We start from the raw sequence: 26,985 nt of genomic DNA, 5'->3' as shown, positions 1-26,985 counted from the left end.
AATTTTGGATGTAAGATACTTTACTAAAAATATAACAATAGCACCAACTAAAACGTTCAGTTAACGCTTTGATGGCCATGCCCCCTGCATTTTCCTTAATTGAATAATTTGTCCTGTATGGTAAGCATCATGAAGCATGATGTCCAGTAATTTCCCCTCTAGTGAATTTTGCTCAAGCTCTCTTTCGGAAATTGCACTTAATACCTGTCTTAAATTACGTTGAGCATCTTCAGAACGTTCAACGACTTGTTTCCATTCCATATCATCATTAGATTGCTTAGTAAGATAAAAGGTGTCATTACCGTCAAGATTATGTGTCCATTCACGGCCTTCCAAGTTTGCAGCAAGTCTCTCTTTGTAATAAATGAGATGATTAACGTTCTCCCAAATGGTATTCGTTGCATCACCAGATGGTTTCCACATAGCCTGTTCAGCTGTAAGCCCTTCTATAGCATGTTTAAACGGTGCATACCAACTCTCTTTATCGAATGTTGAATCTAGTACGTTTAATAACAAGTCAATTCGTTTCAAAGTAATTTCCTCCCTAAATAGTTAAAGTCTCAATGAAATCCTTATAACTCTGTAGAGATTCTACATGTTTAAATAAACTTCCTCCTGAGCTCACTCCACAAACTCGTCCGATTATGTAATGAAAATGACTCACATTTTTTCACTTTACACGTATACTAGAAACCAAAAAAAAGAGGCCCTTCCGAAGCAGCCTCTTCCATCTATTTCGGAAGCTCAACCTGAACGGTCGTCCCTTCCCCTTTCGTACTATACACTGAAACATTTCCATTATGCAGTTCCACAATCTTCTGCACAATCGATAATCCTAAACCACTACCTTCTACGTTTCTTGCTCTTGCTGTATCTACTTTGTAAAAACGTTCAAAAATACGATCCATTTCTTCTTGCTCCATACCGATTCCGTTGTCTGATATAGAGATCATCACACTTGATTCTAATTCTTCTACAACAAATTCAATTGTTCCACCATCGTTTGAAAACTTAATACTATTCGTGAAAACATTACTCCATACTTGATGAAGTAAGTTTTCATCACCTTGAATTGTAATATCCGGCACATCAAACTCAACAGCGATATCTTTCTCACGCCATTTCCATTCGAGCATAAAAATGACGTCTTTAATTTGTTTTTGTAAATCGAATTCTTTTATTTGTAATACTTTCTCTTCTTTATCTAAAGAAGCTAGCGTAAGTAACTGTTTACATAAACTAGACATTCGCTTACTTTCGTCCTCAATAATTTGTAAGTAATGGTTTCTTTCTTCCGCACTCATCTCTTCTGACTGTAACATTTTTGAGAACCCTTGTATGGAAGAAAGCGGCGATTGAAATTCATGAGAAACATTTGAAACGAATTCTTGTCTCATTTCATCTAGTTCCTTAATACTTTTCGTCATCTTTTGAAAGCTTGTAGATAACGTTCCTATTTCATCTTTTCGTTTTACGTCTAATTCGATTTCATATTCACCACTCGCAATTTTTTGCGTAGCCTTCGTAAATTTACGAATTGGACGCACGATATATCCTGCTGCAATCGCAATAAAAATAATACTTAATAAAACGATAAACCCAAGCAATACCGCTAAGAAAATTCGCATCTCGCCAAATTGGTTCTGAATGTCAGGACGAATAAATAAAGCGTACTGTTTATCACCGTGTTGCACTGGTACACCGACACTATTTATTAATTCATTATCGAAAAAACCTGTAATAAATAGGCGAGTCGGATATGTAGAAACGCCATTAAACGTTTCGCCATTCAATACTTTATGAACGGTATCATCACTTATTGTCGTCTTACGAAACGCATTACCGATACGTTTTCCATTCTTTTTGTCGTCGACAATATAAATTTCATATCCTAATTTCGCAATAGAATGCAAGTACGCCTCTTGATTTCCTTCACTTTGCTTTTCATATAATGACTTAACTTCTTTCGCATACGTTAAAATCTTTTCACTATTATACGGTTTCAACTTCACTTGATAATATACGTTCGTTAATAAAAAACCGATAATACTACTAAGAAGCATGATCCCAACTGTCATAAAAACAAATCTAGAATATAGTGATTTCATCTTATTTCAGCTCCAACTTATAACCGAGTCCGCGCACTGTCGTAATTTGAAAATCATCAGTTCGTTTTGAGAAACGATCTCTCAGTCGCTTCACATGAACGTCAACCGTTCGTTCATCTCCTTCAAAATCCATTCCCCATACTAATTCAATTAGCTCTTCTCTTGAAAATGTTCTTCCAGGATAACTAGCAAGTTGTGATAATAACTCAAATTCCTTTAACGGAAGTAAAATCGTTTGACCGTTACACTTCACTTCAACACCTTTACGATCAATTGTCGTTCCGTGAAGTGTAATAATGTCAGCACTCAGCATTTGATAACGACGCAATAGTGCTTTCATACGGAAAATGACTTCAGCTGGTTCAAATGGCTTTACAATATAATCGTCCGTACCAGAAATGAATCCTTTTTCTTTATCGACTAACTGATCCTTTGCTGTTAATAAAATAACAGGGATATCATGATACTTACGAATTTCTTCACATAACGTATAGCCATCAACGAACGGCATCATAATGTCTACTATCGCAAGATGAATGTTTTCCTTCTCTAATACTTCTTGCGCTACCTTCCCATCTTCCGCTTCAAAAACTTTAAACCCCTCTTTTTGTAAATGGTAATGTAGTAACTCTCTAATATGCTTATCATCATCAGCTAATAAAATATGTATCATCTTCATTAAACCCTCTCTCGTTCATCCTTCTACATCCTTACCTTAAGAAACAATTGGATTTTTTGCAAGAAAAAGAAAAACAAACCAACATTTTAAGATAAATAAAAAGAATCTATTTTGAAAAAAGATTATTCAAAATAGATTCTTACGTTTTAGTATTAAGATTATTTTAATGAAAAGTAATTTCTATGCTTTAGAAATATCAACGAATCCTTCTCCAAATACGTCACGAACATCGTGTATAGCGATGAACGCAGCCGGATCTGTAGTTTGAACAATCCGTTTTAGCTTCACTACTTCTTGCTTATTAATAACAACATAAAGAATTTCCTTCGGAGTTTTCGTGTAATAGCCATGACCTGAGTACACAGTAACCCCTCTGCCCATTAAGGTAGTTACCTTCCCGGCAATTTCATTCGGGTTATCAGAAATAATCGTAATGGCTTTCTTCGGATTTAAACCTTCAATTACAAACTCCATCACTTTCGTTGCTACATATAGCATAATAATTGTTATCATCAGTTTTTCTGCACCAATGATGAAATAAGATGAAAACGCAACAATTAAATCGAAGAACAGTAAACCATAGCTAATGCTCCATCCTAAATATTTATGCGTCATCCTTGCTAAGATAGTAGTACCTGCTGTTGTTCCGCCAACGCGAATAATAAGACCAATCCCGCATCCGATAAATATTCCACCGAAAATGGCATTTACGAGCATTTCATCAGAAGCAATCGTCCATCCTTCTGTTAAATGAAGAAATAGCGAGTTCGTAACTACAGCGATGATCGTATAAATTGTTGTGATCTTATTCAAAAATTTATAACCAGCTATTAACAATATCGCATTTAAAATTAAGTTAACTAAGCCTGGTGACCACTCAAATAAATAGTACGTAATAATCGTGATACCTGTTACCCCGCCCTCACCAAACTCGTTCGGAATAACAAACAAATTGACACCTAACGCAAAAAGAAATGCACCGATAATAATAAAAATAATGTCTGTCGTTCTTTTTTTCATACAGTACCTCACTTCTTATGTAAATATTTATTCTGTCATAAACTCTCACTATTATATCGTGGAATATTCAAATCGAACAGTGGTTTATTTTTATTTTAATATAGGATGATAAAACAACTTTATCCTATATCCACATGTAATTTAAAAAGTAAAACAACTGTATTTATTATGTACCACAAGTAAAGTTTTGATTTCACATGCAGTTGATGCTAAAAAAATGAATATGAACACTCACTCGCACAAACTTCGAATACAAAGCAAACAGGCGAAGCTATAGAATAGACTTCGCATCAAACATTTGATCCCAGAGATTTATATTCATACATTCCAGAAATAAATTTACTTATCTTTCTCCATATATTCTTTAATCTTTCGTTCTTCCCACTCTTTTCCGAATATCCCAACTGGAAAAGTTGTCAAACCATGTATAACGATACCGATCCCCCAACCTCCAAGTGGATATAAAAACCATAATTTACTTGAATCAGAGCTTATATTTATGAAAAAAAGCATTAAGTTAACTAGTATATACACCGTTAAATGAATATAAAACGCTTTTAAATTCTCCACCCTTTTTTTAGCTCGTAAATAATTCTCATCTCGCTCCATATATAAACACCTCTTTCATTATTGTATTTTTTAAATTCGCTCCGATTTAAACATCATATTCAAATCGGAAATCCCTTATTCTCAATAAAATACAAAACAAAAAAGTACCCATCAAATAATCATACACATGATCATTTGATGGATACTGCATGATACATTTGTTATTTACAGAAGTCTAATTAAGACCAAATCCAAACATCATCATTATTTTCAGCGTTGCTCTTTACCTCATGAACCTTTTCAATGTTGTCCGTTGTGTTCCAGTTAATAGAACTTCCGCCCCATCCTACATACTTCATATCAATTTTTACTTTCTCACCTGTATGAAATACTTGTCCCTTCGTTAAGAAAACATCAATAATATCTTTTTTCCCGTTTAGTGATGGATACTCAACTACAACATATGTAGTAGCACCATCTCCCTCATCTTCCATCGTTCCTATTTTTGATACTTCACCAATTACATAATCAGGAGAACCGTCTTCTTTCATATGCATGCCCAACTTGTTTGTTGTATTTTCAACTGCAGTTGCAACCATATATTCTGTAAAATTACGCATCATAGATCCAGTAGCTTTAACCTCATCCCCTACTTTCACATTTGAAAGGGTATCTATATACACACTTACAGGCTCCTCATATTGCTTAGATTTTACAACAATTACACCGTTATCTACTTCTATTACTCGTCCTTCTAACGTCGAGAAATTCGACTCAATAGAAGCCGCACTCGCTTTTGTTACTTCTAGTCCTGGTAAATTTGTTCCTGATAATGCTGCGATCCCTAAAGCACCTGCTAAAATTAATTTTTTCATACCCATTATGAAACATCTCCATTCATGATGATTTTATTTTTGATTGGATACGACCAACCTGTAACTATTATAGTTACAGGTTATACGAAATAGCAACCATCTTTCTTATGCAATGTTGCATACTGTACTTTTTAAATATACAGCAAGAGGGCTTTAATTTAATTCAAAGCTAAAATAACCTTATGACCACGGTATAAAGAAATTAAGAACTACTTTCGGTCCTAAGGTTAACGAATAGCTTTATAAAAACTCAATCAAAATCTATTCAACGAATTGAAAAATGAACCATGTCGAATTTTATTTTCATAAAATTCAAATTTCAAGGAGGTTTTACAAAATATTACACAGAATTATTCGTATATCGTAATATAATTGGTAATTTTTTACGATTCATTTCATTTTATCTACCACGTTTAGACAAAATGAAAAAACATAACAAAAGGAGAGATATAGATTGAAAAGAAAAATTAGTACAGCTGTTGTAGGTTTATCGGTATTTAGCTTCGGTCTTTTTGGTGTAAATATTGGGGATGGCGGCGTTGTAAAAGCTGAGCACGGTGAAACTTTTGCTCCGAAATTAGAAAGCCATGGGGACCACGGTGGCGCTCCTTCTTATGATCATGGCAGACCTCCTATTTCATCATACAATAAAGGGGACACTTGGGCTCCTTCTTATACAAATACTCATGGAGAAGGAATGGCTCCTAAACAAGAGAGTCACGCTGACTTCTTTGCTCCTAAGCTTGAGGGACATGGTGATTTCCCTGCTCCTAAACTAGAGACACATGCTGATTTAAGCTCGAAATTAGATTCACATGGCGACACTTGGGCCCCTTCTTATAATAGAGGCGACGGTGGCGCTCCTTCTTATACAAATACTCATGGAGAAGGAATGGCTCCTAAACAAGAGAGTCACGCTGACTTCTTTGCTCCTACGTTAGAAGCGCATGGTAATACTGGCGCTCCTGCTTTAAATGTTGGTGATACGCCGACTCCGAAACTTGAGAGCCATGCTGATACTCCTGCTCCGAAACTTGAAGGACATGGCGATTTTCCTGCTCCAAAATTAGATGCTCATGGGGATACTCCTGCTCCGAAGCTTGAAGGGCACGAACATTTCCCTACTCCTAAACAAGAAGCTCACGGTGAGACTATTTAACACAAAAATCCTAGCTACTGTAGCTAGGATTTTTACCTTCTTACCCTATTCACACCTCATGCCTACTTTCTCAACTTTTATTTTAGCATTGTGTATGTGACATCATTGTATTAAGATTCTATAGTCAATTGTGTCCTTTTCTTCATAAAAACACAAGGATTGACAGGTTTTACAAGCTTTGAAAATTCAGAATATTGTTTATCAAGAAAAAATTCCATATAATTACTTTTTAATATGTTACCATTATAGTTACAATTATATAGAAAAATATACAAGGGGGCTAATATGAACATTTCATTAACGGGACATACTTATACAACAAAACATTTAGAAGCTTGGTACCATGCAATCTTAACGCAAAACGTTAAGGAAGCACAAATTCAGTTTCAAGAAGCTAAAAAAGAACATGAAGAAATGCTTTTGAAAGACACAGAAACATTTCCACTTTATCACTTATATTACGCATTACTCCAGTTCCGACATACAGCTCTGACAGATGGACTATCAATCACGAAAGATAGTTTTCAAATCATAGAAGACCAGGAAAAACCAGAAGATAAACATTTATCTTATCTATATCATTATTATAAAGCGATTCATTTTGCAGCAATTAATCATTATCAAGAAGCAGAAGAATATTTCTTAAAAGCACAAGCACTTTTATCCGGACACAGTCAAATTGAACAAGCTGATTTCTATTACCGATACGCTGCTTATCATTGTCACCAACAACAACCAAGTTTTGCGATTGTAAATGCTTCTAAAGCATTAGAATTTTTTGAAACGCAACACGGATGTGAAAGAAATATTTCATCCTGTTTAAGTGTACTTGGTGCTTCTTATGTAGACGTAGGACATTTTGAACAAGCTGAGGAAAGCTATAACAAAGCGTTAGATATTCTCCAAAAATTAAATGAAGAATCATTACAACTGTATGTGCGCGGTAATCTAGGTCATCTATATGCTAGTCAGAATCTTTCTGAAGAAGCGATTCGTCACTTGACACAAGTTGTTGAAAAAATCCCATCTCACTACAAAGCTATATTCTTACTTGCACAAGAACATGAAAAATTAGGACTTATCGACAAAGCAAACCACTACATTAAAATAGGGAAACAACTTATTTCTGAACTTGGTAATGAAGAGCACAAACATCACTTTGCTATATTAGAAGCTTTTACGAATCAAACTGAATTAGACAAAATTGAACCGATTGTTTTAGAAGGAATTGAATACTTCAATAAAGAATCTTTATATATCTATGTTTCTGAGTATCTTGAAAAACTAGCTCTTGCGTTTTATAACAAACAACAACATGAAAAAGCAAGTTTATACTTCTTTAATAGTACAATAGCAAAAAAATCAAATGAAAGAGGGTTAAAGAAATGAAAAAAACAATTGGTAAAATCGCTTTAGGTATTGCATTTACGGGTATTGCTGCATTTGGCTTAAACGCAGGTTTCACAAATCAAGCTGGACATACTCACTTCCCGTCTCCACCAGCTCCTTCTTTTTCTGAGGGCCATACTGGCGGCGCTCCTGCATTAAACATCGGTGACACTGGTGGGGCTCCTAAACAAGAAGGGCATGCACATTTCCCTGCTCCAAAAGTTGAATCTCATGGCAATACTGGCGGCGCTCCTGCTAATTCTGAGCATGGTACAGGTTGGTAAGTTAACAAAATTAAAAACAATTTAGATTACGTTCCTATATGTTTACAAGAAAACTATTCGATGTTATGTGGTTTTCAAGTCTAAAAAATACACCTAGTAATTAGGTGTATTTTTATTTTACCTCTCTATATAATAATTAAAGAATACTCCCCTAAAAATCCCAACAAAAAAACCGAAGAAACTACCTATACTTCAGACACTTAAAGTACTACGAACGTTGCGATTTTTAGTGACACTCCGTATCCAATCTCACTTTCATCCCAAGTGCCTAAAGGCGATAGCTTTCTTGTTCAGGAAAAACTGTACCCTTTCCATTCATGATGATTTTATTTTTTGGATTGAATACGACCAACTTATAATCATTACAGTTACAGATTGCAGAAAATAGCAACCCTCTTTCTCATGCAATGTTGCATACTGTAATTTTCAAATGCAACTCAACACTAAGACTGAATTCTTGAATACCAGCAGGTAAACGGATGGATGATGCAGAAACTAATGTCATGCATCATGTTTTTTCAATGATACAGTTTGTATAATCGTAGTCCATTACATTATGTAGGAGCGGTGTTAACATGTTAATAAAACCAAAGAGGTTACAGGCAGGAGATATCGTAGCAACAGTAAGCCCTTCATGGGGAGGCGCAGGCGATTCTGAGATAAGATGGCGATATGAGCAAGGAGTAAAAAGATTAGAAGAAGATTTTGGTCTTACGGTTATTCCAATGCCAAATAGCTTAAAAGGTAGCGAATACCTTTATAACAACCCAGAGGCTCGTGCGGAAGATTTAATGACAGCATTTAAAAATACGCGCGTGAAAGCAATTATTGCGAATATTGGCGGTGAAGATAGCATTCGCTTACTTCCTTATATAGATTTTAATGTAATACGTGAAAACCCGAAAATTTTTATGGGATACTCTGACGTTACTATTTCACATTTATTTTGCCATAAAGCAGGGCTTTCCTCTTTATACGGTCCAGCCATTTTAACTGATTTTGCTGAAAATATAGAGATGGATCCATATACAATTGAAATGGTAAATCGAACTCTCTTTTCAAATGAGACAATTGGCGAGATTCAACCAGCTCATGAATGGACAAGTGAGCGTTTAGAATGGATAGAGGTAAATAAAGATACAAGGCGTACGATGCAACAAAACAATGGCTATGAACTACTTCAAGGCTCTACTACAGTACAAGGACGCTTAATTGGTGGTTGTATAGAAGTATTGGAATTTGCAAAAGGAACGGAGCTTTGGCCTGAGAAAAAATATTGGGAGAATCGTATCCTTTTCTTTGAAACTTCTGAAGACCATCCAGAACCAAGCTATATAAAGTATTGGTTACGAAATTATGCAGCACAAGGCATTCTGCAAAAAGCAAAGGGCATCATTTTTGGTAAACCAAAAGACGAAATGTATTATGAAGAATATAAACACGAAATACTGCAAGTAATGAAAGAACATAATTTAGAAGATTTGCCGATTCTTTATAATTTAAATTTTGGCCATACCGAGCCGAAGTTTATTTTACCTTACGGCGCGATGGCAGAAATTGATTGTGAAAATGTATCCTTTTCTATTTTAGAGAGTGGCGTGGAATAAATAAAAACACTCCTATGAGATATGACTGTGAATTGATACTTTTTAAAAGTATATAATTGGAGGGAGATTACGTTTATGGAAGTAACATTTACAGTAAGTAAATGGGATGAAAAACCAATCGATGATACTAGAAAAGATTTCCCTATTAATATTGCCCATGTTGAATATGATATTGATGGTGAATTAAAAGGAACAGCTTTTGTTGAATACTTATTATATTATTTAGACTCAAATATAAATGATGGTCACTTGGCTACTGCTAAAATTTCTGGATTTTTACACTTTGAAGGAATTTATAAGGGGCAACAAGGGACATTTACAGCTATAGAGCAAGGAATATTCGATAAAGGAAATTTAGATTCCCCAGGAACAATTATTAAAGCTACCGGTAACTTAGAAAATCTGAGAGGATCCTATCATTATCAGTTTACAGGTCAAACTAGTAAACTGATTTTAGAGTTTGAATTTTAGCAAAATATCCTATAATTTAGTGGAAAGGACATTTCTTGTAATACTAGGAATGTCCTTTTTGTTGACGGGCTTATTCATTACTTTTCCTATCAATTAAAGAATAATCCCCGAAAAACTCCCCTTCATAACTTCTTTTTCAAGTTGATTCCTACATATAAACATCGCAATAATTTTTGTACGATGTTTTTCATCGGGCTCAAATTGTTCAATGGTTACGTCACAACGAATAGTTACTATTAATTGGTAACTTTCGATCAAATGAAAATCGCCTCTTATAGAGCGCAGTTTTACTTATATTCATTCTTATGCAAATTCTGAAGCATATTCTTCGTATGTCTTTAATGTATTAAGCAATCGAGCTGATTCAATCATGATTTCGTTCGATGAATCAGTTACACAAATGACAATAAATCGATTATCATCTCTGTCTCCAAACAAGCCTTCTGATTCAAGTTCCATTAACACATTTAACGTTTCTTTCAACAGTGTATTTACTCGTATGTTAAAGTCATCTTCGACGATATCATGATATTTCTTGATAATTTTGTGCACTTCATCAAACATTTCAAAATCGTCCCATTCGCTCCACTCAACAGCTCCGTATCTATAATAATTGTATAAAGGGTCCGACTTATTAACTTTGATTAGTCTTTCTTTATTAGCCACTGGTCCAATGCTATTGACACAATCGTCTGTTAATATGGAGTACCCATATATTGTGTCAACACCGCACCTAGTTATAATTTCGTTATAATGACAACGAATTGCATTTTTCAACTCAACATAAAAACTTTCTTGCAGTTGCATTTTCATCGTATTTCCTCCGTTTTTTGTAGCGACCTGTCGTTACATATTTCAATCTTAACATGAAAATCAACATTAAACGTTAACTGAGCCAAAATGAGAAAAACCGAAACTAAAAATCATTTCGGTTTTTCAAAACTATAGAAGTCTATATTTATTTTAATGAGTGAACAAACAACCCGCTGCGAAGTTTCGGTTCAAACCACGTTGATTTTGGTGGCATAACTTCTCCAGCGTCTGCGATTGCTAATAAAGCTTCCATTGATGTCGGATATAATGAAAACGCTGCTTTATATGCACCGCTATTCACAAGGCGTTCTAATTCTTCTAATCCGCGGATTCCTCCGACAAAATCGATGCGTGAATCAGATCGCGGATCGTGTATTTCAAGTACTTGGCTTAATAAATGATCCTGCAGGATAGATACATCTAATCCTTTCACGAGATCATTCGCATCAAACGTTTCTTCTTTCACAGTAAGCTTATACCATTTCTCGTTTACATACATTCCAAATGATTTTGGCTCATTTGGTTTATACGGAGAAACAGGTGCTTCTTCTACATAAAAATATTGTGTGATTTGCTTTAAAAACTGTTCTTCTGATAATCCGTTTAAATCTTTTACAACTCGATTATAGTCCCAAATGGATAATTCATCGTGAGGGAATAAAACCGATAAGAAGAAATTAAACTCTTCTTCTCCTGTGTAATTCGGATATTGTTCTCTTCGCATGATCCCTACTTTTGCAGCTGATGCAGAGCGGTGATGTCCATCTGCAATGTACAGGTTAGGAATATCTTCAAATAAGTTTACTAAACTTGCAATTACTTCTTCATCAGCTATTTTCCAAGCAACGTGCCTAACGCCGTCTTCTGCTGTAAATGTATAGATTGGCGCATGCTCTTCTTTCCAGCTTGCAATGATACGTTTCACATCTTCTTTTGTACGATACGTTAAAAAGATAGGCCCCGTATTTGCATCACACACGTCTACGTGGCGAATACGATCTAGTTCTTTTTCATGACGCGTTCTTTCATGTTTTTTAATTGTATCATCTTCATACTCATCGATAGATGTACAAACGACAAGACCTGACTGCGTTCTTCCTTGCATCGTCAGTTCATAAATGTATAGTGCTGGCTCTTCATCTTGTATGAACACTTCTTCTCGTATTAATTGATTTAAATTTTCACCCGCTTTTTCATATACGCGATCATCGTACGGTGAAAGTGCTGGGTCTAAATCAATTTCTGCTTTATCAACGTGTAAGAAAGAATACGGATTTCCTTTTACAACTTCTCTTGCCTCTTCACTATTTAATACGTCATACGGTAAAGCTGCAACTTCCGCTGCTTTTTCTTCTACTGGACGAATGGCCCGAAACGGTCGGATTTTTGCCAAGTTTTCCTCTCTCCTTTACACAATCATTCGAACGGCTACAACACCTGTAATTTTGCTTATATTTTCCACAATGTTCTCTTTTATTATATCATCAATTCCGTTATCAATATCAATCATTGTATACGCCCAAGAATGTTTACTACGATTTATCATATCCGCAATATTAATATGATGTTCTGCTAAACATCCTGTAATTTGTCCTACCATGTTTGGAACGTTTTGATGCATAATCGTAATTCGTTTCTTTCCGATATACGGAAGTTCTACGTTTGGATAGTTGACTGAATTACGAATATTTCCTGTCTCTAAATATTCACGTAATTGACGTGCTGCCATAACTGCACAATTTTCTTCTGATTCAGATGTAGATGCACCAAGGTGAGGCGTCGCTGTTACATTTTTCATCTTTATCACATTTTCATTCGGGAAGTCTGTTACGTAATGCGTAATAACATCTTCTTCTAACGCTTTTTGAAGAACATTTTCATCTACAAGTTCTCCTCTAGAGAAATTGAATAAACGCATACCTTTTTTCATCTTCTCTACAGCGTGTTCACCAATAATTCCCTTCGTTTGATTCGTAAGAGGAATATGAAGTGTAATATAATCACATGTTGCGAAAATTTCATCTAAACTAAATGCTCTTTGCACATGTGTAGAAAGACGCCATGCAGTTTCAACTGAAATGTAAGGATCGTATCCGACAACGTCCATCCCTAAAGCTAACGCATCGTTCGCAACTAAAGCACCGATTGCGCCAAGGCCAATTACACCTAGACGTTTCCCTGCAATTTCTGATCCAACGAATTGTTTTTTTCCTGATTCAACAAGCTGCGGTACTTCTTCGCCCTCTAAATTTTTCGTCCAGCTTACTCCATTAATAATGTTACGTGAAGACATAATAAGGCTGGCGATAATAAGTTCCTTTACTGCATTGGCATTCGCTCCTGGTGTATTAAATACTACAATCCCTTTTTCTGTACAGCGCTCGACAGGAATATTATTTACACCAGCACCAGCTCTTGCAATCGCCTTTAAGTCTTTTGAAAATTCTTCTTGGTGTAAAGAATAGCTGCGAAGTAAAATACCATCTGGGTGGTCCATTCTATCCCCTACTTCATAATGATCTCCATCAAGTACTTGCAAACCTTTTTCCGCAATTTGATTTAACGTTTGAACACGAAACATATCCCCATCTCCCTATCTATTCTCAAGCTCAAATTCTTTCATATAATTTACTAATTGCTGTACACCGTGTACTGGCATCGCATTGTAAATACTAGCGCGCATACCACCGACTGAGCGATGTCCTTTTAGCGTAACAAGGCCGCGTTCTTTCGCCTTTTGTAAAAACTCATTGTTCAGCTCTTCTGACGGTGTTGTAAACGGAATATTCATAAGTGATCGATACGTAGGATCAACTGGTGAAGTAAACAATTTTGATTCATCTAAGAAATTGTAAAGAAGTGAAGATTTCATTCTATTCTGTTCTTCAATCGCAGATACCCCGCCCTGCTCTTTTAGCCACTCAAGTACAAGTTTCGTTACGTAAATACTAAAGGATGGCGGTGTATTATATAAGGAGTTATTTTTGCTGTAAGTTTCATAGTTTAACATCGTAGGACAAGAGCGATCTGCTCCCCCAATTAAATCTCTTTTTATAATAGCAATCGTTAAGCCCGCTGGCCCTAAATTCTTTTGCGCTCCCGCATATATAAGACCAAACTTCGTAACATCATATTGTTCTGATAAAATATTTGAGGACATATCCGCAACGAGCGGTACTCTATCTAAACGTGGAATGTCCATATATTTCGTACCCTCAATTGTATTGTTCGTTGTAATATGTACATAATCTAGTTTTTCATCGCTTCGTAAACCATTCAGTTTAGGAATTGTCGTAAACTTCTCATTTTCAGAAGAAGCAAGCACTTGTACTTCTCCTACTTTTTCAGCTTCTTGCATCGCCTTCTTAGACCATGAGCCAGTTAATACGTACCCTGCTTTTTTGTACGTATTCATTACATTTAACGGTATCATAGAGAATTGTAATGACGCACCACCTTGTAAAAACAGTACTTCATACTCATCCGGAATGTTCATTAATTCACGAATTAGGCTACTCGCTTCATCTATAATACTTTGAAAATAAGAAGATCGATGACTCATTTCCATAATAGACATGCCTGTCCCGTTATAATTTACAAGCTCCTTTTGCACTTTCTCTAAAACTGGCAAAGGGAGTATTGATGGTCCAGCTGAAAAATTATATACTCTCTCCATCCCCCTGATAACCTCCCTATTTCTTATTTTTATTAATTTTTAAACTTTCTGAATTATAACCTAAAATATAATACGTGGTCAATTTGTTTTCTATTATTACGGCGTAAGACGCAATGGAATCGCTTGCATATGCAAACTACTTTTTATAAACATACAAAAAAGTGTTAAGTACATAATCGTACTTAACACTCTAGTAATAAAGTATAATTGCTAATTGTCCGTGAAGAACCGATCAAAAATTTGATAAATAGCAGAAAGACCAATGAGCCAATAAATAGTGTCCACAAGCGCCGGCATAGAACCAAACCATTTCTCAACTACATTGTAATCTAACGCTACAAACAACCAATTCAAACCGCCAAGAATCACCAAAATTACTGTAAGGTAAGACAAAAATTTCATTATGATTGCCCCCTAGGTGATAAGATGGTGAAAGGCCTTTCACTAGAAATATATGTAGTAAAATTCAAAACTTACCTACTTTATAAAAATTATTTTCGGTACCAGCCGTTAATAACTGCCTCTGCTTCTTTACTATGTATTTGATACGCATGCGTACTATTATGAGAGCCAATAAACCAAATTGAAAAACCTTTAAAATACGGTTTCGTTTCTAATACATCTCGGTAAGCACGCCATCCGTTTAATTGTACGTCCTTTGAAAACACATTAGATACATCTGGATTCCACGGATTTTGTAGTCCAAGTTCACGCGCCGGAACGTTAAATCCACCAAAATAAACCGGTTTTCCTGTTGCATTATGTAATTGTTCCAACTGCTGCACAACATTTTGCCCACGATTATACACTGTCGTCGCAAATAAACTTTTCTTTACTTCTTCATATGTTGGATTTCTTTTTCCTGAAACTTCAAACCAACTATCGATACTTACAATATCCACCTTTTTTAAATACGGACGATTGATTTTCTCTTTAAACTTCGCTTCATAAGAAGGATCAAAGCTTGCTGTTAACCACCAATTCATTTGATACAAAACATTTCCTTTATACTGCTGACGGACGAAATCAATCGTATCGCTCCAATATCCTTCTGCATATTCCATATTCACAAAATTAGAAGCAATCTTGAGCCCGTACACATTGTATTTACTTGTAATCGAATGAAAGATGTCTTGTAGAATAACCGTTTTCCAATTCCAGAAGAAATCATTAATATTACTCGGATTCCATTCCGTTTCCCCAACATTTCCTTGCTGAATATATGGGAACGGTTCCACAATAACTTGAATATTACGCTTTAATAATTCTTGAATTAAAAGAATAGCCTGTTGCTTTTGCGCTTGATTAATTACCATGTTCGTAGAAGTTACATTCGGAATATCTACCTGAATCGGTACATTTACTGTATTTAAATTTAAGCGCTCTACATCAGCTAACACTTTCGCCACATTTCCAACTTCCCATACCGTTACATTTCCTGATTTGATTTTTCCAGATTGAACAGTATTTACATCTGCCTGTACATTTCCTTGAAAACAAAAAGAAAACAACATAATAAACACCCCTAAAAAACTTACTAAACTCTTATTTTTCTTCACAACTTTCCTCCTATAATTTTTGGCATTCTTGCTTATTCTATACAATGTTTCACATATATTCCACAAGAATGTTTAATGAAATTTCATCAATAAAAATGCTATTCACCCTTTATCCACACCTTATTCATACTAACCTCCTAAAAATAGTAAGGTAAATAAAAAAAGGAGCGTATTTCCGCTCCTTTTTTACCTTTATATGATTGAATTTATTGACTTCCTTCAGGCAACTTAATTGGATCAAATTTTTCAAATGAATCAATTTTTATACTCACAACTGTATCCAATTTTTCTTTATCCGCACTAGATTTCTTATCTGTATTACGTTCACTTACATTTATAATTGTACGCATCTCTTCAAATTTATAATCTTTCGTTATGATATATTCAACAGTGAACGCATCCATATTAAATCCGTCCGTTAATTTTTTCATATCTCCATTAATTTTCTGTAATGTATCTACTGCTTCTTTCCCCTTTAAGTCAAGTGTAAGCTTATATGTATCTCCCTCCTTCTTTGCTTTCATTTTTTTAGCTAAATCTTCCGGTAAATCTAACTCATTAAGTAAATTTTTACTTACCATTACGTCATCAACATTAAATTGATCATTAGGTATCGTAACTAACTCTCCTGTACCAGGGTCTTTCACTTGAACAGCGACCTTTCCATCTACTTCGTACGTTACAATATCTGTTCCACTTATTTTCATTTCCGCTCTAGAATTCTTTCGTTTCGGCTCCATTTGAATGTTCATTTTAATCTCTTCTGATTGGCTGTTCCCCTTCATTGACATAAGAGACGTTAAAGTGAGATATTCTTCTTGTTTTAATTTATCACCCGCTTTTTTAAAAATGTCTTTCGCTACTAACTCTTTTTCTTTTTGTACAGATGTAGTTTTAGGCCCACTTGTTTTTTCACTACTACAACCAGTTGTCAAACCTACTATTAACGCCAAACTAGATGCTACAATTATTTTCTTCATAATGATTCTCCCCGTCCTCTATTAAAAATAATTACACTTTATGTATAGTAAATGAAATGAATTAACACAAAACAGATACAATACTTATTTAACTTCTAAACTAAACCAGTTATTCCATCCATATACTAACGTAACTAACGCTCCTATAACACCAAAAACAACTATATTTATACCCATTGAAGAACCAAATACAACAGCCATTATTGACACAATCATGAATAAAATGGCGATACTATTAATCTTAATTTCTACTATATCGCCATCCTTTACTTTCTTTTCTTTACTCCCAAAAAAGAATTGTTTTACTTTTATATTTGCTTCATCTCCCTCAAAAGGAAGCGTATATTCTTCATTATTTTCAAGTTTCATTACTACTTCATTATCTACCTTTACAGCGACTCTTGCTGCTCCTCCCATCATTCCCGTTGCCCTTACTACTTTAATACTCATGCTAAATCCCCCCTGCTTCAACGCCTTGTGACTCTATTTTCCCTAGTAGCTCTTCATATTTTTGCATCTCTTCTTGCGCATTATTCCAGCTCTCACCGTAAATATGAGTTAACTTTCTTGCTGTTATTTCAATTATAAAAGAGCTATCTCCATTTTGAAGTAATACATACGTTCTTGTATCCTCTTTATATATTTTCATAGGAGTTGCTTTTTTTAACTTCTCCCCGGCTGGTTGTCCTACTTTTTCTAACATAACCGGTACATAACTTTTCTCTATAGCTCCCTCAATTGTACTTCCATTCCAATCACCTTTTCTTAATACGTATAATACAGTTACTACTTCTAACTTATCGAATGATTCTTTTGTATCTTTGAGAGCTTTATCTTGTTGCTCCACAATAATATCCTTCGTTTCTTGGCTAATTTTCGGTGTCGTATGCGTCGCATTTGTATTATTTAAGTTATACAATTTCCCAATTTTAAATATAAAGGAGATCGATAAAACAATAATTAAACAAATATACCATTTATTATATTTAGGTGATTCAATATCTGAATATGATTGAATCTTTTTATGTTCAACTGATGATAAAGCAGCCTCTTTCACTGCCGCAGCAACCTCTTGCTGCCCCTCATACACAGTTCCTTTACTCCAAAACCCTTCTAATTGTGCTTCTAGTTCCTCTTTTGATAGTTTCGCAGTCGGAATAGTAGTAGCCTCTTCTTTTTTAACTGTACTCTCCATATTGGAAATTTCACGATTTCGAATGATTTTATTTCTTTTCACATTGTATTCAGCATCAAAGGGGGTTCCTAATCCTACTTCTTTATGAATCCTTCCTTTTATAATAGATGAAATGCTATACATCATAAAAATAACTATATACACGGAACCGGCATACCAACCTGTTAAATATACAGGGAGGATTATCCAACCTAAAAGGCTTAAAATAACTAAAATATAATGCAATTTAAGATTCCTCTTACTTGCAAACGAAAATATTTTACAAAACTTAGAAAAAGCATTCCAAAATGTATACGTAAAACTTGCCATAAAAGCACAATACTTATTTTTCGTTCCGATTGTATCTCTATAAATTTTGTAGGCACCTTCATGATTCGGCTCTAATCGTATTGCAGTTTCAGCTAGCATTCTTGCTTTTTTAAAATTCCCTTTTTCTCTTGCTACATTTGCAAAAGAGACTAGATTTGTTACATTTTCCGGATTCAGCTCTAAAGCACGTTTTTCCGCCTTTATACCCTCTTCTATTCGTTTCGGATAATAACTCAAAAGAATAAAAGCATATCTTCCTACATACATATCATTTTCAGGTTCTAATTCTATCGCTTTGTTATAGTAAGTAATACCTTTATTTAGCGATTCGATATGTATTTTTGCCTCGCCCACATAAAAGTAATATACGCCTTCTTCCGGATAATTTTTTATCCCTATTTCTGCTATCTCTTTTAATCTCTCAAAATTTTCTTGCGCATAAAAAATATCTAACGCTGTTAACAAAACATTTTCATCTAAGTGATCTATTTTTAGTGCTTCTTCTAAATATTTACTCGCTTCATCAATTTGACGAAAACCAAAGTAGTACACATGACTTAAACAAATATAACCAGTAGCATCTTCTGGATTTTCTTTAATCATCCATTCCGCTTCTTCTTTTGCGAGCTCAATATCACCAAGCTTCAATAAGTGCGAAATTCTCCTAAGTTGCTCTTCCATCTATTCCTTTCCCCCAATCTAATATCATTTACTTCAATTGGTGTTCTTCCATATACTCTAATACTTTGTCAAAATCTTTATTTACATCACTAAACGTTGCATAATTTTTTGCGGTTGAGAACCAGTCTAAAGTTGTCGGTTGCCGTTTTTTCATTGCTGTTAATAAATCTTCATTAGATAAGGGTTGTAACTGTCCTGTTTCAAATGAACGCTGAATAGCTTCATTAATAGCGTCTTCCACTAAATATGTTAAATCTGCCCCTGAAAAATGCTCTGCATACTTCGAAACAAAATCTAACTGCAATTCCATTCTCGGTTTATCCTTTGTTTTCAACTCTAGTATTGTCAATCTTTCCTCGTTATTTGGTGGTGCCACAAAAACAAGTGAATTAAAACGGCCTGGTCGTCGTAACGCTGGATCAATATACCATGGTGTATTTGTTGCCCCAATTATATACACACCCTCATTAAAAGAATTGCTTCCGTCCATCTCCACTAGCAATTGATTAACTAACGTTCTTTGATGATGAGCCCCCATCTTCTGTCTATTCCCGCCATATGCGTCTAATTCATCTATAAATAAAATACAAGGCTTTGTTTTTCTTGCCTCTTCGAACACTTCATGTAAATTTTTCTCTGCTTCTCCTGACCACATCGAGAGTATTGCTTGCAGCTCTAAATGAATAAAATTAGCATTTATCTCGCCTGCAACTGCTCGCGCTAAAAATGTCTTACCACATCCAGGTGGCCCATAAAATAATAAACTGCCTCCTACTTTCTTACCAAAAGCCTGAAAATACTCCGGATTCTTAATCGGCATAATAAAGTCCATATTGATTTTCTTTTTAATATCTTCCATTCCGCCAACATCATCAAAAGTTATTTTACTCTCTTCCACTTCAACCATTTGATTTTTTTCTCTATCAAAAGAAATCACTTTAATTTTCTCTCGATATTTCTCCATGTCGTTCATTCTTGTATTTATCCCCCTATAAAACCCTTTAATTTAGAATACATGTATCCCTATTGCTGTAAAACCTTAAACAAAATATTCCAAAAAAAATTATAACAAAGTTCTACAGAATATTTTGTCAAATTTTGTCACATAACGAAAAAGAGACCCTTACCTATAGTAAGAGCCTCTTCTAACATTATTTCGGCTGTAAAGTTAACACCTTCCCCTCTATCCCCTCCGTATTCAGTGTAGTCGTATGATACGTTCCATTTACCCAATCATCTATTTGATCATGGTACCAATCGCTTCTAAAATGTCCCGATTGTCCTGGTCCTACGATATGATAACCGTTTGACATATCTTTCGTATCAATCACGAATCGCCAAGATGCTCCATGGTTTACAATACCGTTATCTCCGTAACTCGCTGCTTGAACGGTAACTTGGCTTCCGCCGATTGGAATTGGTTTTTCACGATTAAATGCAAGTAGTGCTAGCATACTAGATGATTTTGAAATTGGATGTGTGAACGCCAGTTGATGGTAATCGCCCCACTTCCACTCCGCAACATTCAGTCCATATTCCTTCTGTAGTTTCTTCATTACATTCTCGTACGAAGTATGCACAACTTTCGTGAAGCCTCCGTACTTCATAAACCAAGCGCCGTTTTCTCCCGCTACTTCTTTTCGAATCAATTCATCAACAACTTGTGACTTCCCTTCAAATAACTCCATCACATCTTTCGGTATTTCTTTTGAAAATAACGTATTCGAAATCTCTTTCATTAACAAATGGAATAGTAATGGTGCCGCTTCATCTTTACTATCGTAAAAATTCCACTTTGTTAATTGTTTTACGCCTTCTTTCTCTACTTCATTTAAAGATGCTTTATTTAACTCTTTTAAAAATATAGGAGCAAACTCTTTCCCATATAAATTTTTTTGATCCATCTGTAAATCTTCTAAATCTTTCACCGTATACTTTTCTTTCTCTTGTAAAAACTCTTGAATACGCATTTGCCTATATGGCTGCGCCCACGTATTACTAATATGGTACGGATAATTATCATCAACAATTTTATTATTCGCAGTTGAAATAAACCCTTGTTTTGGATTTATTACTTTTGGAAGCTGATCAAACGGGATATACCCTTCCCATTCATATTCATCTGTCCATCCCGGCACTGGTAAACTACCATCTCCTTTTTTACGCACTGGTATATTTCCATTCGCTTTATAAGCAATTGTGCCGTCGTTTGATGCAAACACAAAGTTTTGAGTTGGTGTATGAAAATCTTGAAGTGCAGTTTCAAACTCATTCCAATCTTTCGCCTTATTCATATTTAATACAGCCTTTAATTCAGCGGACGGTTCCAAAGCAGTCCATTTCAAAGCGAATACTGTTTTCGTTTTCTCTTTCCCTTTATCCGCAAACTCTGAAATGACTGGACCATGCCTCGTAACCGTCACGTTATACGGAATTGTTTTCCCGCCTTTTACTTTAATAGATTCATCAACAACAGTAGCTTTTTCCCACTTATCGTTATACAAAAATTCATTTTCATTATTAGGATTTCGCTTCTCAATATATAAATCTTGCACATCAGGACCTGTATTCGTAACACCCCATGCTATTTTGTCATTGTGTCCTAATATAACACCTGGCACACCAGCGAAAATAACGCCACTTACATTTAAATCTTTCGTTTCAAGTTTTGATTGATACCAAATAGAAGGCGTCGCAAGAGATAAATGAGGATCATCCGCTAAGATTGGCTTACCAGACGCACTCTTCTCACCGCTTATGACCCAGTTATTGCTACCATTAAACTCTGGGGGAATGATTGTTTTTGCAAAACTTTGTGCTACGTCCACATTTGTATTCTTCATTTCAGCTAGCAATCTAGGTGCATCTTTCGGATATGTAGGAAATAGCTCATTTGCTTGCTCTTTCGGTAAATTTTTCAGCGCCCAATATCGAAATGCCTGTCCGTGCCAATGTCCGCCTAAGTCAAACGCCATATACTTTCCAATCGTTAACGTATCAACAATAGACCATTCAGCAGGCTCATAACCTAATATAGTAAACTCAACTGGCAATTTCTTTTCCTCTTTCGCCTCGCGTATAAAAGCGTTCACCCCATCAGCAAATGACTGCAGGGAATATTTCGCTTCCCCGTCATATTGACTAACAGACGCTTCGGCTGCTCGTCGTAAACCGAGTGTTCGAAACAATTTATCTCGATCAACAGCTGCTTCCCCTACAACTTCACTCAACATCCCAGAAGCTTGCCTTCTACTTAAATCCATTTGAAACAAACGATCTTGCGCTTGTACATACCCTTGCGAAAAATATAAATCATGTGCATTTTCCGCTTTAATATGCGGTACCCCTTTACTATCCCGCTTTACCTGAACAGCATGTTGTAAATCCTCTAGCTTTATCGTCCCATCTATCTTTGGCACAGAACTAAGCGTATATATGTTCAAAAAAATCACTGTACAAATAACTAACAAAAGAACGACACTACTAGACCAAATAAAAATTCTCTTACCTCTAGTTCGTTTCTTCTTTATGAGAACTTCCATATAACCCCTCCTTTCTCAAACTATTCGCTTCTATTTAAGGAAGCACCTTTTAGAAAAGTTGAAAAACCCATACTTTCTCATACTATGGATCATACAAACTACATACCTCTCTCTTATGTACGCCTTCCTTTCTTTCACTGAAATCTACTCGCCCTTTCTTACACCAATTCCTCAAAATTCCCTTCACATAAGCGAGCATTCGCTTATTCTGTTCAAATGCAATTTTAAGCGCCTCTATTACTGTCTTTCCTGAAACTTTTTGTATCCACTCTTTCAATTCTTTCACGATATACGGAGATAGACTACTTATATGTTGTTCGTAAAACTGATAAACTTCACTATGCGACGTATCCTCTTCTGTCTCTTCTATCTCTTCTTCCTTCTCCTCAACAACTTCTTGTAAACTACTATTATCCTCTTCTTTCGGCATACCAAAATGCTGCAATAGCAATGGAATCTTCCATTCTTCTTCAAGACATGTACGTAAAAACGTATGTATGAACTCTTTATTTTTCACAGTCTTTAATTCCCGTAACACACACTTTTCTACATTCGTATTTAAAATAGGGTTATAGTGTAGCCAATTTAGTATGTATAACTCTTTCGTTTCCGCATCGTATAAAATCTTTCCATATGCAACAAACCTATTTAATAACTTCTCAACAGTTTCCATACTGTAGCCTGTTTCCAGTTCTGCCACACGCTTCGGTAATACGTAAATTCCACATTGCTTCGTTTTCGTACCAGTTAACAAATATATGTAAAAATAACGCTCCTCTGGCGTTAAATCTAATATGAATTCATCTTGCCAAAAGTTCACCTGCACATTACGGTACACCGCCATATGTTTACCCCCTCCTTTTATTCATAAAAAGACAGAATTCAACCCTTCAATATACATATAGGAATGAGCGCTTTGTTTTTGCATTTGAATTCCAAATTTTTTTAACTACTACAACGCCAGTTTTATTTTTTCGCGCTTTTTTGTTCTTGTAGTTGTTTTTGTTTTTGTTTTGTTTTTTCTTAGTGATTTATTACTTGGTAGGTGCTTATGAGGGGCTTAGAAGGGGCTTCATAGGGGCTAAAATAAAAAGGAGCTGTTCCAAATTTTCATTTTGGATAGCTCCTTTAACATCCTTATTACTTTTTCTTGCATCAGTACAAACTTTTACATACCATTCATTTATTTCTGCATAGAGTCTAACATCTTCACTAAAAAGGCAGCTGCCTCACCACGAGTTGTTGTACCTTTAAGATTAAACTTGTTATCTCCAACACCAGTAACTACCTGTAAGCTGTATAATCGCTGAACAGGCTGTTTGTATGCGATCAAATGTTGATCTGTAAAGTGTTCCATATTTCTTTGTAGTCATCGACGCACTATATTGAATAGCTCTTGGCTTTTCAACCGGCTTCATTTCGCGAGTAGAACCATCATTTCGACCGTCTACATGTTCAAAGACCCTTTCAATGTTTGAAATAGCTTCATCTTCCGCTACTTGACCTGTTTTCGCTTCTTTCATTTTATGTAACGCTTCTGTTTCATCATGTTTATGTTTATATTCTTCTAAGAGAATTTTCTCATTCTCTGATACTTCCGCTTCGTTAATTTGCATGTGATCTGGAGTTTCTAGATTGAAATTAGAATAACTTAACCCGCTCGTTCCACGTTCTCCTTGTGCGATACGAAGTTGATCAGTTTGAGGTTTTTTTACTCTCTTCTGCTGATATTGCTAAAGGAGCGCTCCCTAACATTACTAAACTTGTTGATAGTGCCATTACTCTTTTTTTCATGATTGTATTCATCGCTGTAATCGATACCTACACTGTTCGTGTAGTATCTCAACCTCCCTTTATATTCTCATTCGTGAAAAACTATAAATCTACTATGTATGTATAAAACTATGTTTATTCCACCCTTTAATAAATACTTTCATTTTATCCCCAGCAGGTGAATGATAGTTTCTATAAAATCCCTTAACAGACATTATTTTATAACCAATTGCAATTGCCGTCAAAAGCACTTCCCCTCATACACACTACTACTCTCAAAAATAGATGAGGATACCTTTTACTGATTTTCTTCAACAAGAAGAATCTTTATAATTTTTCATAACTACTATCATGGTAGTTATGTCGTTATAAGGAAAGATAATATTTAACTTAAAGACATCACCCTTCAATAAAACGCAGTGTACAATGAGAATGGTAATCGGTTAGATCTTTTGCAAACTGTTGATTCGGAAACCCTCTGTGAAGCAATCTCAAGCCGCCTGAAGTTAAGGATATATGATGATGTAACCGATAAAATAACATCCTGTTGGGATCAAGAGTATCATTCTTTAAATATCGATAATAATCCCCAAATCGAAACTGTAAAAAACTGTGCTCATGCTCAATATCAAAGAACTTTGCTCCTTCGATATCAATCAAATAAGGTTCTAGTTTGTCATTAATTAATACATGATCAGGGCCTAGTTCCCCATGTATAAATCCATATCGATTTCTTGGCTCAATTTTTGATTCAAGCTCGTACAATGTATCGAGTAGCTTGCTATGACTTGCCTTGATGCTGTCAATATGTTGGGATGCATAATCTAAATCTTTTTTTGCATGCTTCATTTGCAAGTGATGACATTTTTTCGTGTTGATTCCACTTTGATTCACTTTCCCATGAGTATTTCTCTCATTGGCATGCATGCCTGTCAGCATATCTCCTAACCGCTGAAACACTTTATCTTTTACATATGAATCGGAATTTTGAAAATACACTTCTGCCTTTTGTCCATTTACATATTCAACGAGAGCATAATCATAAGGATAACGGTTTCTTTCCTTATTCAGATCATATAGAATGGGGGTTTGAATTCCCTGTTGAATTAAATACTTGTTATTTAATTCAAATAAATCACTACTATAGGATTGTTCATGTATATCTCCGTTTGCTATTTCTTCTTGAAAATAATTCATGGTAAGATCCCACACATACAGAACGCTGGAAAATCCATTGCTGCAGTCAATCTTATAGACTACCTTTTGTGCACCGCCATGCATTTTCGTTACATTAGAAACCAAATAACTGGTACCAAATACCTTTTGCATATACTCCTGTAAATCAGATTGATCAAGGTGACAAGTGTTTCCCAATGAATAACACCCCTTTTATATAGTTTTGCTGTCAACCAAACTATATAAAAAATCCAACCCAAAATATAGACTGTTTATTTATAATTTGTTATGATGTTGAATGAGGTCTCGATAAAATTGTAATGTATAAATCCATTGGAACTCCAATGGATTTTTTTGATGAAATCATTCTTACTTCTCAAATAACACGCCACGTAAAACCTTATAATGGATTACAATGAATGAATCCATACGTTCTTCAACCCTTGTTCTTTTCGCTAACTTTACCTTTCTTTTTAATTGATCATTATTGCCCGTCAGTTTAAGTAAATAACCTTCACAATCTCAATGATATATTCAAACTCGAATAATCTAATGGCTTGAAAAATAGTTAAAATATTAAAACAAATAGTACGAATTTATGAGATAATACGTTAAAGGGGATGAACTGATTGTTACATACGATGGTTTATGATAAAGCGAAGTACCATTATGAAGGTAATTTTCCTGAGGACTTACCAATCGATCAAGCTTTTGTACATACTGGTATGTTTTTAGGATGGATAATTGAACATCATTTATGTAGTGAAGAATTTGAAGAAGAGTCTCAAGACGAAATTAACCAGTTTAAACTTAGACAAATGACTGGCACAGAAATTTATATGAATTGGGATGGCGTTTTGGCAGACGACATGTTAAATGATGAGGGCAACCAATTCGCCATGTATTACTTTAATAATGATGAGGAGTGGAAGTATATAATTGATTACTCAGACGTTTTTATAGATGAAGAAACTCTCTACCATGTGCAAGATACTTGGGAAAACTATTTCAAATTAAAAGAAGTTATTGATAATAGCTACAATTTTTGGAAAGACAACTTACAAAATAAGTAATTATAACAAGTCGATTTCTTATGTTAATAAGGAATCGACTTTCTTATTATCTAATTTGCTGATTAAC

At 35.1% G+C, this 26,985-nt stretch carries 27 protein-coding genes and 2 pseudogenes; 6 read left to right on the top strand and 23 right to left on the bottom strand.

Annotated features, from left to right (window positions below; translation table 11 throughout):
* Positions 1–60 precede the first annotated feature (60 nt).
* The 6 genes from DN394_RS21645 to DN394_RS21620 all read right to left on the bottom strand — a co-directional run bounded on the left by DN394_RS21645 (position 61) and on the right by DN394_RS21620 (position 5,237).
* Entirely contained in the window at positions 61–531 is a 471-nt protein-coding gene (locus DN394_RS21645) for a DinB family protein (RefSeq protein ID WP_149294225.1), read from the bottom strand.
* 200 nt (positions 532–731) lie between these two features.
* Positions 732–2,108: a sensor histidine kinase gene (locus DN394_RS21640; protein WP_149294224.1), complete on the bottom strand. Its 1,377-nt coding sequence runs from the start codon at positions 2,106–2,108 to the stop codon at positions 732–734.
* 1 nt (position 2,109) lies between these two features.
* On the bottom strand, positions 2,110–2,787 hold the full coding sequence (locus tag DN394_RS21635) for a response regulator transcription factor (protein ID WP_000781966.1): 678 nt from the start codon (positions 2,785–2,787) through the stop codon (positions 2,110–2,112).
* A gap of 180 nt (positions 2,788–2,967) precedes the next feature.
* Entirely contained in the window at positions 2,968–3,807 is an 840-nt protein-coding gene (locus tag DN394_RS21630; protein ID WP_000747488.1) for a YitT family protein, read from the bottom strand.
* A gap of 339 nt (positions 3,808–4,146) precedes the next feature.
* The gene (locus DN394_RS21625; protein ID WP_000438995.1) at positions 4,147–4,416 is read right to left on the bottom strand and encodes a 2TM domain-containing protein; all 270 of its coding nucleotides are present in this window, start codon (positions 4,414–4,416) and stop codon (positions 4,147–4,149) included.
* A gap of 179 nt (positions 4,417–4,595) precedes the next feature.
* Positions 4,596–5,237 (bottom strand): F0F1 ATP synthase subunit alpha, encoded by a 642-nt coding sequence (locus DN394_RS21620; protein ID WP_000525521.1) that lies wholly within the window; start codon positions 5,235–5,237, stop codon positions 4,596–4,598.
* Positions 5,238–5,685: 448 nt separating this feature from the next.
* Between DN394_RS21620 and DN394_RS21615 the strand changes: the two genes are divergently transcribed.
* The 5 genes from DN394_RS21615 (at position 5,686) to DN394_RS21595 (ending at position 10,141) form a co-directional block, all read left to right on the top strand.
* Positions 5,686–6,390 carry a hypothetical protein gene (locus DN394_RS21615; RefSeq protein WP_074650849.1) on the top strand — a complete coding sequence of 235 codons (705 nt, stop codon included), beginning with the start codon at positions 5,686–5,688 and terminating at the stop codon, positions 6,388–6,390.
* A gap of 285 nt (positions 6,391–6,675) precedes the next feature.
* On the top strand, positions 6,676–7,779 hold the full coding sequence (locus DN394_RS21610; RefSeq protein WP_074650850.1) for a tetratricopeptide repeat protein: 1,104 nt from the start codon (positions 6,676–6,678) through the stop codon (positions 7,777–7,779).
* Positions 7,776–8,063, top strand: coding sequence for a hypothetical protein (locus DN394_RS21605; protein WP_000750944.1), 288 nt, complete (start codon positions 7,776–7,778; stop codon positions 8,061–8,063). The genes DN394_RS21610 and DN394_RS21605 overlap by 4 nt, the downstream gene beginning before the upstream one ends.
* Before the next feature lie 575 nt (positions 8,064–8,638).
* Positions 8,639–9,670 (top strand): S66 family peptidase, encoded by a 1,032-nt coding sequence (locus DN394_RS21600; protein ID WP_098705047.1) that lies wholly within the window; start codon positions 8,639–8,641, stop codon positions 9,668–9,670.
* A gap of 75 nt (positions 9,671–9,745) precedes the next feature.
* Positions 9,746–10,141 (top strand): DUF3224 domain-containing protein, encoded by a 396-nt coding sequence (locus DN394_RS21595; protein ID WP_097915093.1) that lies wholly within the window; start codon positions 9,746–9,748, stop codon positions 10,139–10,141.
* Positions 10,142–10,234: 93 nt separating this feature from the next.
* On the opposite strand, the pseudogene DN394_RS29530 reads toward DN394_RS21595, so the two are convergent.
* The 17 genes and pseudogenes from DN394_RS29530 to DN394_RS21515 all read right to left on the bottom strand — a co-directional run.
* Positions 10,235–10,372, bottom strand: a pseudogene (locus DN394_RS29530) (enoyl-CoA hydratase); the annotation flags it as partial.
* 72 nt (positions 10,373–10,444) lie between these two features.
* A complete protein-coding gene (locus DN394_RS21590) occupies positions 10,445–10,954 on the bottom strand; it encodes a DUF4303 domain-containing protein (RefSeq protein WP_088081056.1) in 510 nt (169 codons plus the stop codon).
* A gap of 145 nt (positions 10,955–11,099) precedes the next feature.
* Positions 11,100–12,347: a DUF1015 domain-containing protein gene (locus DN394_RS21585; RefSeq protein ID WP_149294223.1), complete on the bottom strand. Its 1,248-nt coding sequence runs from the start codon at positions 12,345–12,347 to the stop codon at positions 11,100–11,102.
* A 15-nt stretch (positions 12,348–12,362) separates the two neighbouring features.
* Positions 12,363–13,535: a 3-phosphoglycerate dehydrogenase family protein gene (locus DN394_RS21580; protein WP_149294222.1), complete on the bottom strand. Its 1,173-nt coding sequence runs from the start codon at positions 13,533–13,535 to the stop codon at positions 12,363–12,365.
* Positions 13,536–13,547: 12 nt separating this feature from the next.
* Entirely contained in the window at positions 13,548–14,630 is a 1,083-nt protein-coding gene (gene serC / locus DN394_RS21575; RefSeq protein ID WP_064470881.1) for a 3-phosphoserine/phosphohydroxythreonine transaminase, read from the bottom strand.
* A 210-nt stretch (positions 14,631–14,840) separates the two neighbouring features.
* Positions 14,841–15,032 carry a DUF378 domain-containing protein gene (locus tag DN394_RS21570; RefSeq protein WP_000670803.1) on the bottom strand — a complete coding sequence of 64 codons (192 nt, stop codon included), beginning with the start codon at positions 15,030–15,032 and terminating at the stop codon, positions 14,841–14,843.
* Positions 15,033–15,121: 89 nt separating this feature from the next.
* Positions 15,122–16,189, bottom strand: coding sequence for a glycoside hydrolase family 113 (locus tag DN394_RS21565; protein ID WP_098092612.1), 1,068 nt, complete (start codon positions 16,187–16,189; stop codon positions 15,122–15,124).
* A gap of 206 nt (positions 16,190–16,395) precedes the next feature.
* On the bottom strand, positions 16,396–17,169 hold the full coding sequence (locus DN394_RS21560; protein ID WP_088081053.1) for a DUF6612 family protein: 774 nt from the start codon (positions 17,167–17,169) through the stop codon (positions 16,396–16,398).
* A gap of 84 nt (positions 17,170–17,253) precedes the next feature.
* A complete protein-coding gene (locus DN394_RS21555) occupies positions 17,254–17,619 on the bottom strand; it encodes a hypothetical protein (RefSeq protein WP_098209234.1) in 366 nt (121 codons plus the stop codon).
* A 1-nt stretch (position 17,620) separates the two neighbouring features.
* The gene (locus tag DN394_RS21550; protein WP_149294221.1) at positions 17,621–19,354 is read right to left on the bottom strand and encodes a tetratricopeptide repeat protein; all 1,734 of its coding nucleotides are present in this window, start codon (positions 19,352–19,354) and stop codon (positions 17,621–17,623) included.
* A 28-nt stretch (positions 19,355–19,382) separates the two neighbouring features.
* The gene (locus DN394_RS21545) at positions 19,383–20,327 is read right to left on the bottom strand and encodes an ATP-binding protein (RefSeq protein WP_016087178.1); all 945 of its coding nucleotides are present in this window, start codon (positions 20,325–20,327) and stop codon (positions 19,383–19,385) included.
* Positions 20,328–20,505: 178 nt separating this feature from the next.
* A complete protein-coding gene (locus tag DN394_RS21540; protein ID WP_149294220.1) occupies positions 20,506–22,896 on the bottom strand; it encodes a penicillin acylase family protein in 2,391 nt (796 codons plus the stop codon).
* 82 nt (positions 22,897–22,978) lie between these two features.
* A complete protein-coding gene (locus DN394_RS21535; protein WP_149294219.1) occupies positions 22,979–23,740 on the bottom strand; it encodes a DnaD domain-containing protein in 762 nt (253 codons plus the stop codon).
* A gap of 339 nt (positions 23,741–24,079) precedes the next feature.
* On the bottom strand, positions 24,080–24,253 hold the full coding sequence (locus DN394_RS29865; RefSeq protein WP_097915076.1) for an S-layer homology domain-containing protein: 174 nt from the start codon (positions 24,251–24,253) through the stop codon (positions 24,080–24,082).
* Positions 24,243–24,702: pseudogene (locus tag DN394_RS21520) on the bottom strand (S-layer homology domain-containing protein); the annotation flags it as partial. The gene DN394_RS29865 and the pseudogene DN394_RS21520, both read right to left, overlap by 11 nt.
* Before the next feature lie 80 nt (positions 24,703–24,782).
* Positions 24,783–24,914, bottom strand: a complete 132-nt coding sequence (locus DN394_RS29525; protein WP_000123988.1) for a hypothetical protein — start codon at positions 24,912–24,914, stop codon at positions 24,783–24,785.
* Positions 24,915–25,068: 154 nt separating this feature from the next.
* On the bottom strand, positions 25,069–25,998 hold the full coding sequence (locus DN394_RS21515) for a phosphotransferase (protein ID WP_002008056.1): 930 nt from the start codon (positions 25,996–25,998) through the stop codon (positions 25,069–25,071).
* A gap of 476 nt (positions 25,999–26,474) precedes the next feature.
* On the opposite strand from DN394_RS21515, the gene DN394_RS21510 reads away from it, so the two are divergent.
* A complete protein-coding gene (locus DN394_RS21510; RefSeq protein ID WP_000903405.1) occupies positions 26,475–26,918 on the top strand; it encodes a DUF7832 domain-containing protein in 444 nt (147 codons plus the stop codon).
* Positions 26,919–26,985 lie beyond the last annotated feature (67 nt).

Source organism: Bacillus sp. BB081 (assembly GCF_008368895.1).
GTDB classification, from domain to species: domain Bacteria; phylum Bacillota; class Bacilli; order Bacillales; family Bacillaceae_G; genus Bacillus_A; species Bacillus_A wiedmannii.
This window is presented reverse-complemented; position numbering and strand designations above follow the sequence as displayed.

What these genes read in the sequence shown, in the direction of transcription:
- DN394_RS21640 (WP_149294224.1), bottom strand. Translation starts at nt 2,108, where the DNA reads ATGAAATCACTATATTCTAGATTTGTTTTTATGACAGTTGGGATCATG.
- DN394_RS21635 (WP_000781966.1), bottom strand. Translation starts at nt 2,787, where the DNA reads ATGAAGATGATACATATTTTATTAGCTGATGATGATAAGCATATTAGA.
- DN394_RS21630 (WP_000747488.1), bottom strand. Translation starts at nt 3,807, where the DNA reads ATGAAAAAAAGAACGACAGACATTATTTTTATTATTATCGGTGCATTT.
- DN394_RS21625 (WP_000438995.1), bottom strand. Translation starts at nt 4,416, where the DNA reads ATGGAGCGAGATGAGAATTATTTACGAGCTAAAAAAAGGGTGGAGAAT.
- DN394_RS21620 (WP_000525521.1), bottom strand. Translation starts at nt 5,237, where the DNA reads ATGGGTATGAAAAAATTAATTTTAGCAGGTGCTTTAGGGATCGCAGCA.
- DN394_RS21610 (WP_074650850.1), top strand. Translation starts at nt 6,676, where the DNA reads ATGAACATTTCATTAACGGGACATACTTATACAACAAAACATTTAGAA.
- DN394_RS21605 (WP_000750944.1), top strand. Translation starts at nt 7,776, where the DNA reads ATGAAAAAAACAATTGGTAAAATCGCTTTAGGTATTGCATTTACGGGT.
- DN394_RS21600 (WP_098705047.1), top strand. Translation starts at nt 8,639, where the DNA reads ATGTTAATAAAACCAAAGAGGTTACAGGCAGGAGATATCGTAGCAACA.
- DN394_RS21595 (WP_097915093.1), top strand. Translation starts at nt 9,746, where the DNA reads ATGGAAGTAACATTTACAGTAAGTAAATGGGATGAAAAACCAATCGAT.
- DN394_RS21590 (WP_088081056.1), bottom strand. Translation starts at nt 10,954, where the DNA reads ATGAAAATGCAACTGCAAGAAAGTTTTTATGTTGAGTTGAAAAATGCA.
- DN394_RS21580 (WP_149294222.1), bottom strand. Translation starts at nt 13,535, where the DNA reads ATGTTTCGTGTTCAAACGTTAAATCAAATTGCGGAAAAAGGTTTGCAA.
- serC (WP_064470881.1), bottom strand. Translation starts at nt 14,630, where the DNA reads ATGGAGAGAGTATATAATTTTTCAGCTGGACCATCAATACTCCCTTTG.
- DN394_RS21570 (WP_000670803.1), bottom strand. Translation starts at nt 15,032, where the DNA reads ATGAAATTTTTGTCTTACCTTACAGTAATTTTGGTGATTCTTGGCGGT.
- DN394_RS21560 (WP_088081053.1), bottom strand. Translation starts at nt 17,169, where the DNA reads ATGAAGAAAATAATTGTAGCATCTAGTTTGGCGTTAATAGTAGGTTTG.
- DN394_RS21555 (WP_098209234.1), bottom strand. Translation starts at nt 17,619, where the DNA reads ATGAGTATTAAAGTAGTAAGGGCAACGGGAATGATGGGAGGAGCAGCA.
- DN394_RS21550 (WP_149294221.1), bottom strand. Translation starts at nt 19,354, where the DNA reads ATGGAAGAGCAACTTAGGAGAATTTCGCACTTATTGAAGCTTGGTGAT.
- DN394_RS21545 (WP_016087178.1), bottom strand. Translation starts at nt 20,327, where the DNA reads ATGAACGACATGGAGAAATATCGAGAGAAAATTAAAGTGATTTCTTTT.
- DN394_RS21540 (WP_149294220.1), bottom strand. Translation starts at nt 22,896, where the DNA reads ATGGAAGTTCTCATAAAGAAGAAACGAACTAGAGGTAAGAGAATTTTT.
- DN394_RS21535 (WP_149294219.1), bottom strand. Translation starts at nt 23,740, where the DNA reads ATGGCGGTGTACCGTAATGTGCAGGTGAACTTTTGGCAAGATGAATTC.
- DN394_RS29865 (WP_097915076.1), bottom strand. Translation starts at nt 24,253, where the DNA reads ATGGAACACTTTACAGATCAACATTTGATCGCATACAAACAGCCTGTT.
- DN394_RS21515 (WP_002008056.1), bottom strand. Translation starts at nt 25,998, where the DNA reads ATGCAAAAGGTATTTGGTACCAGTTATTTGGTTTCTAATGTAACGAAA.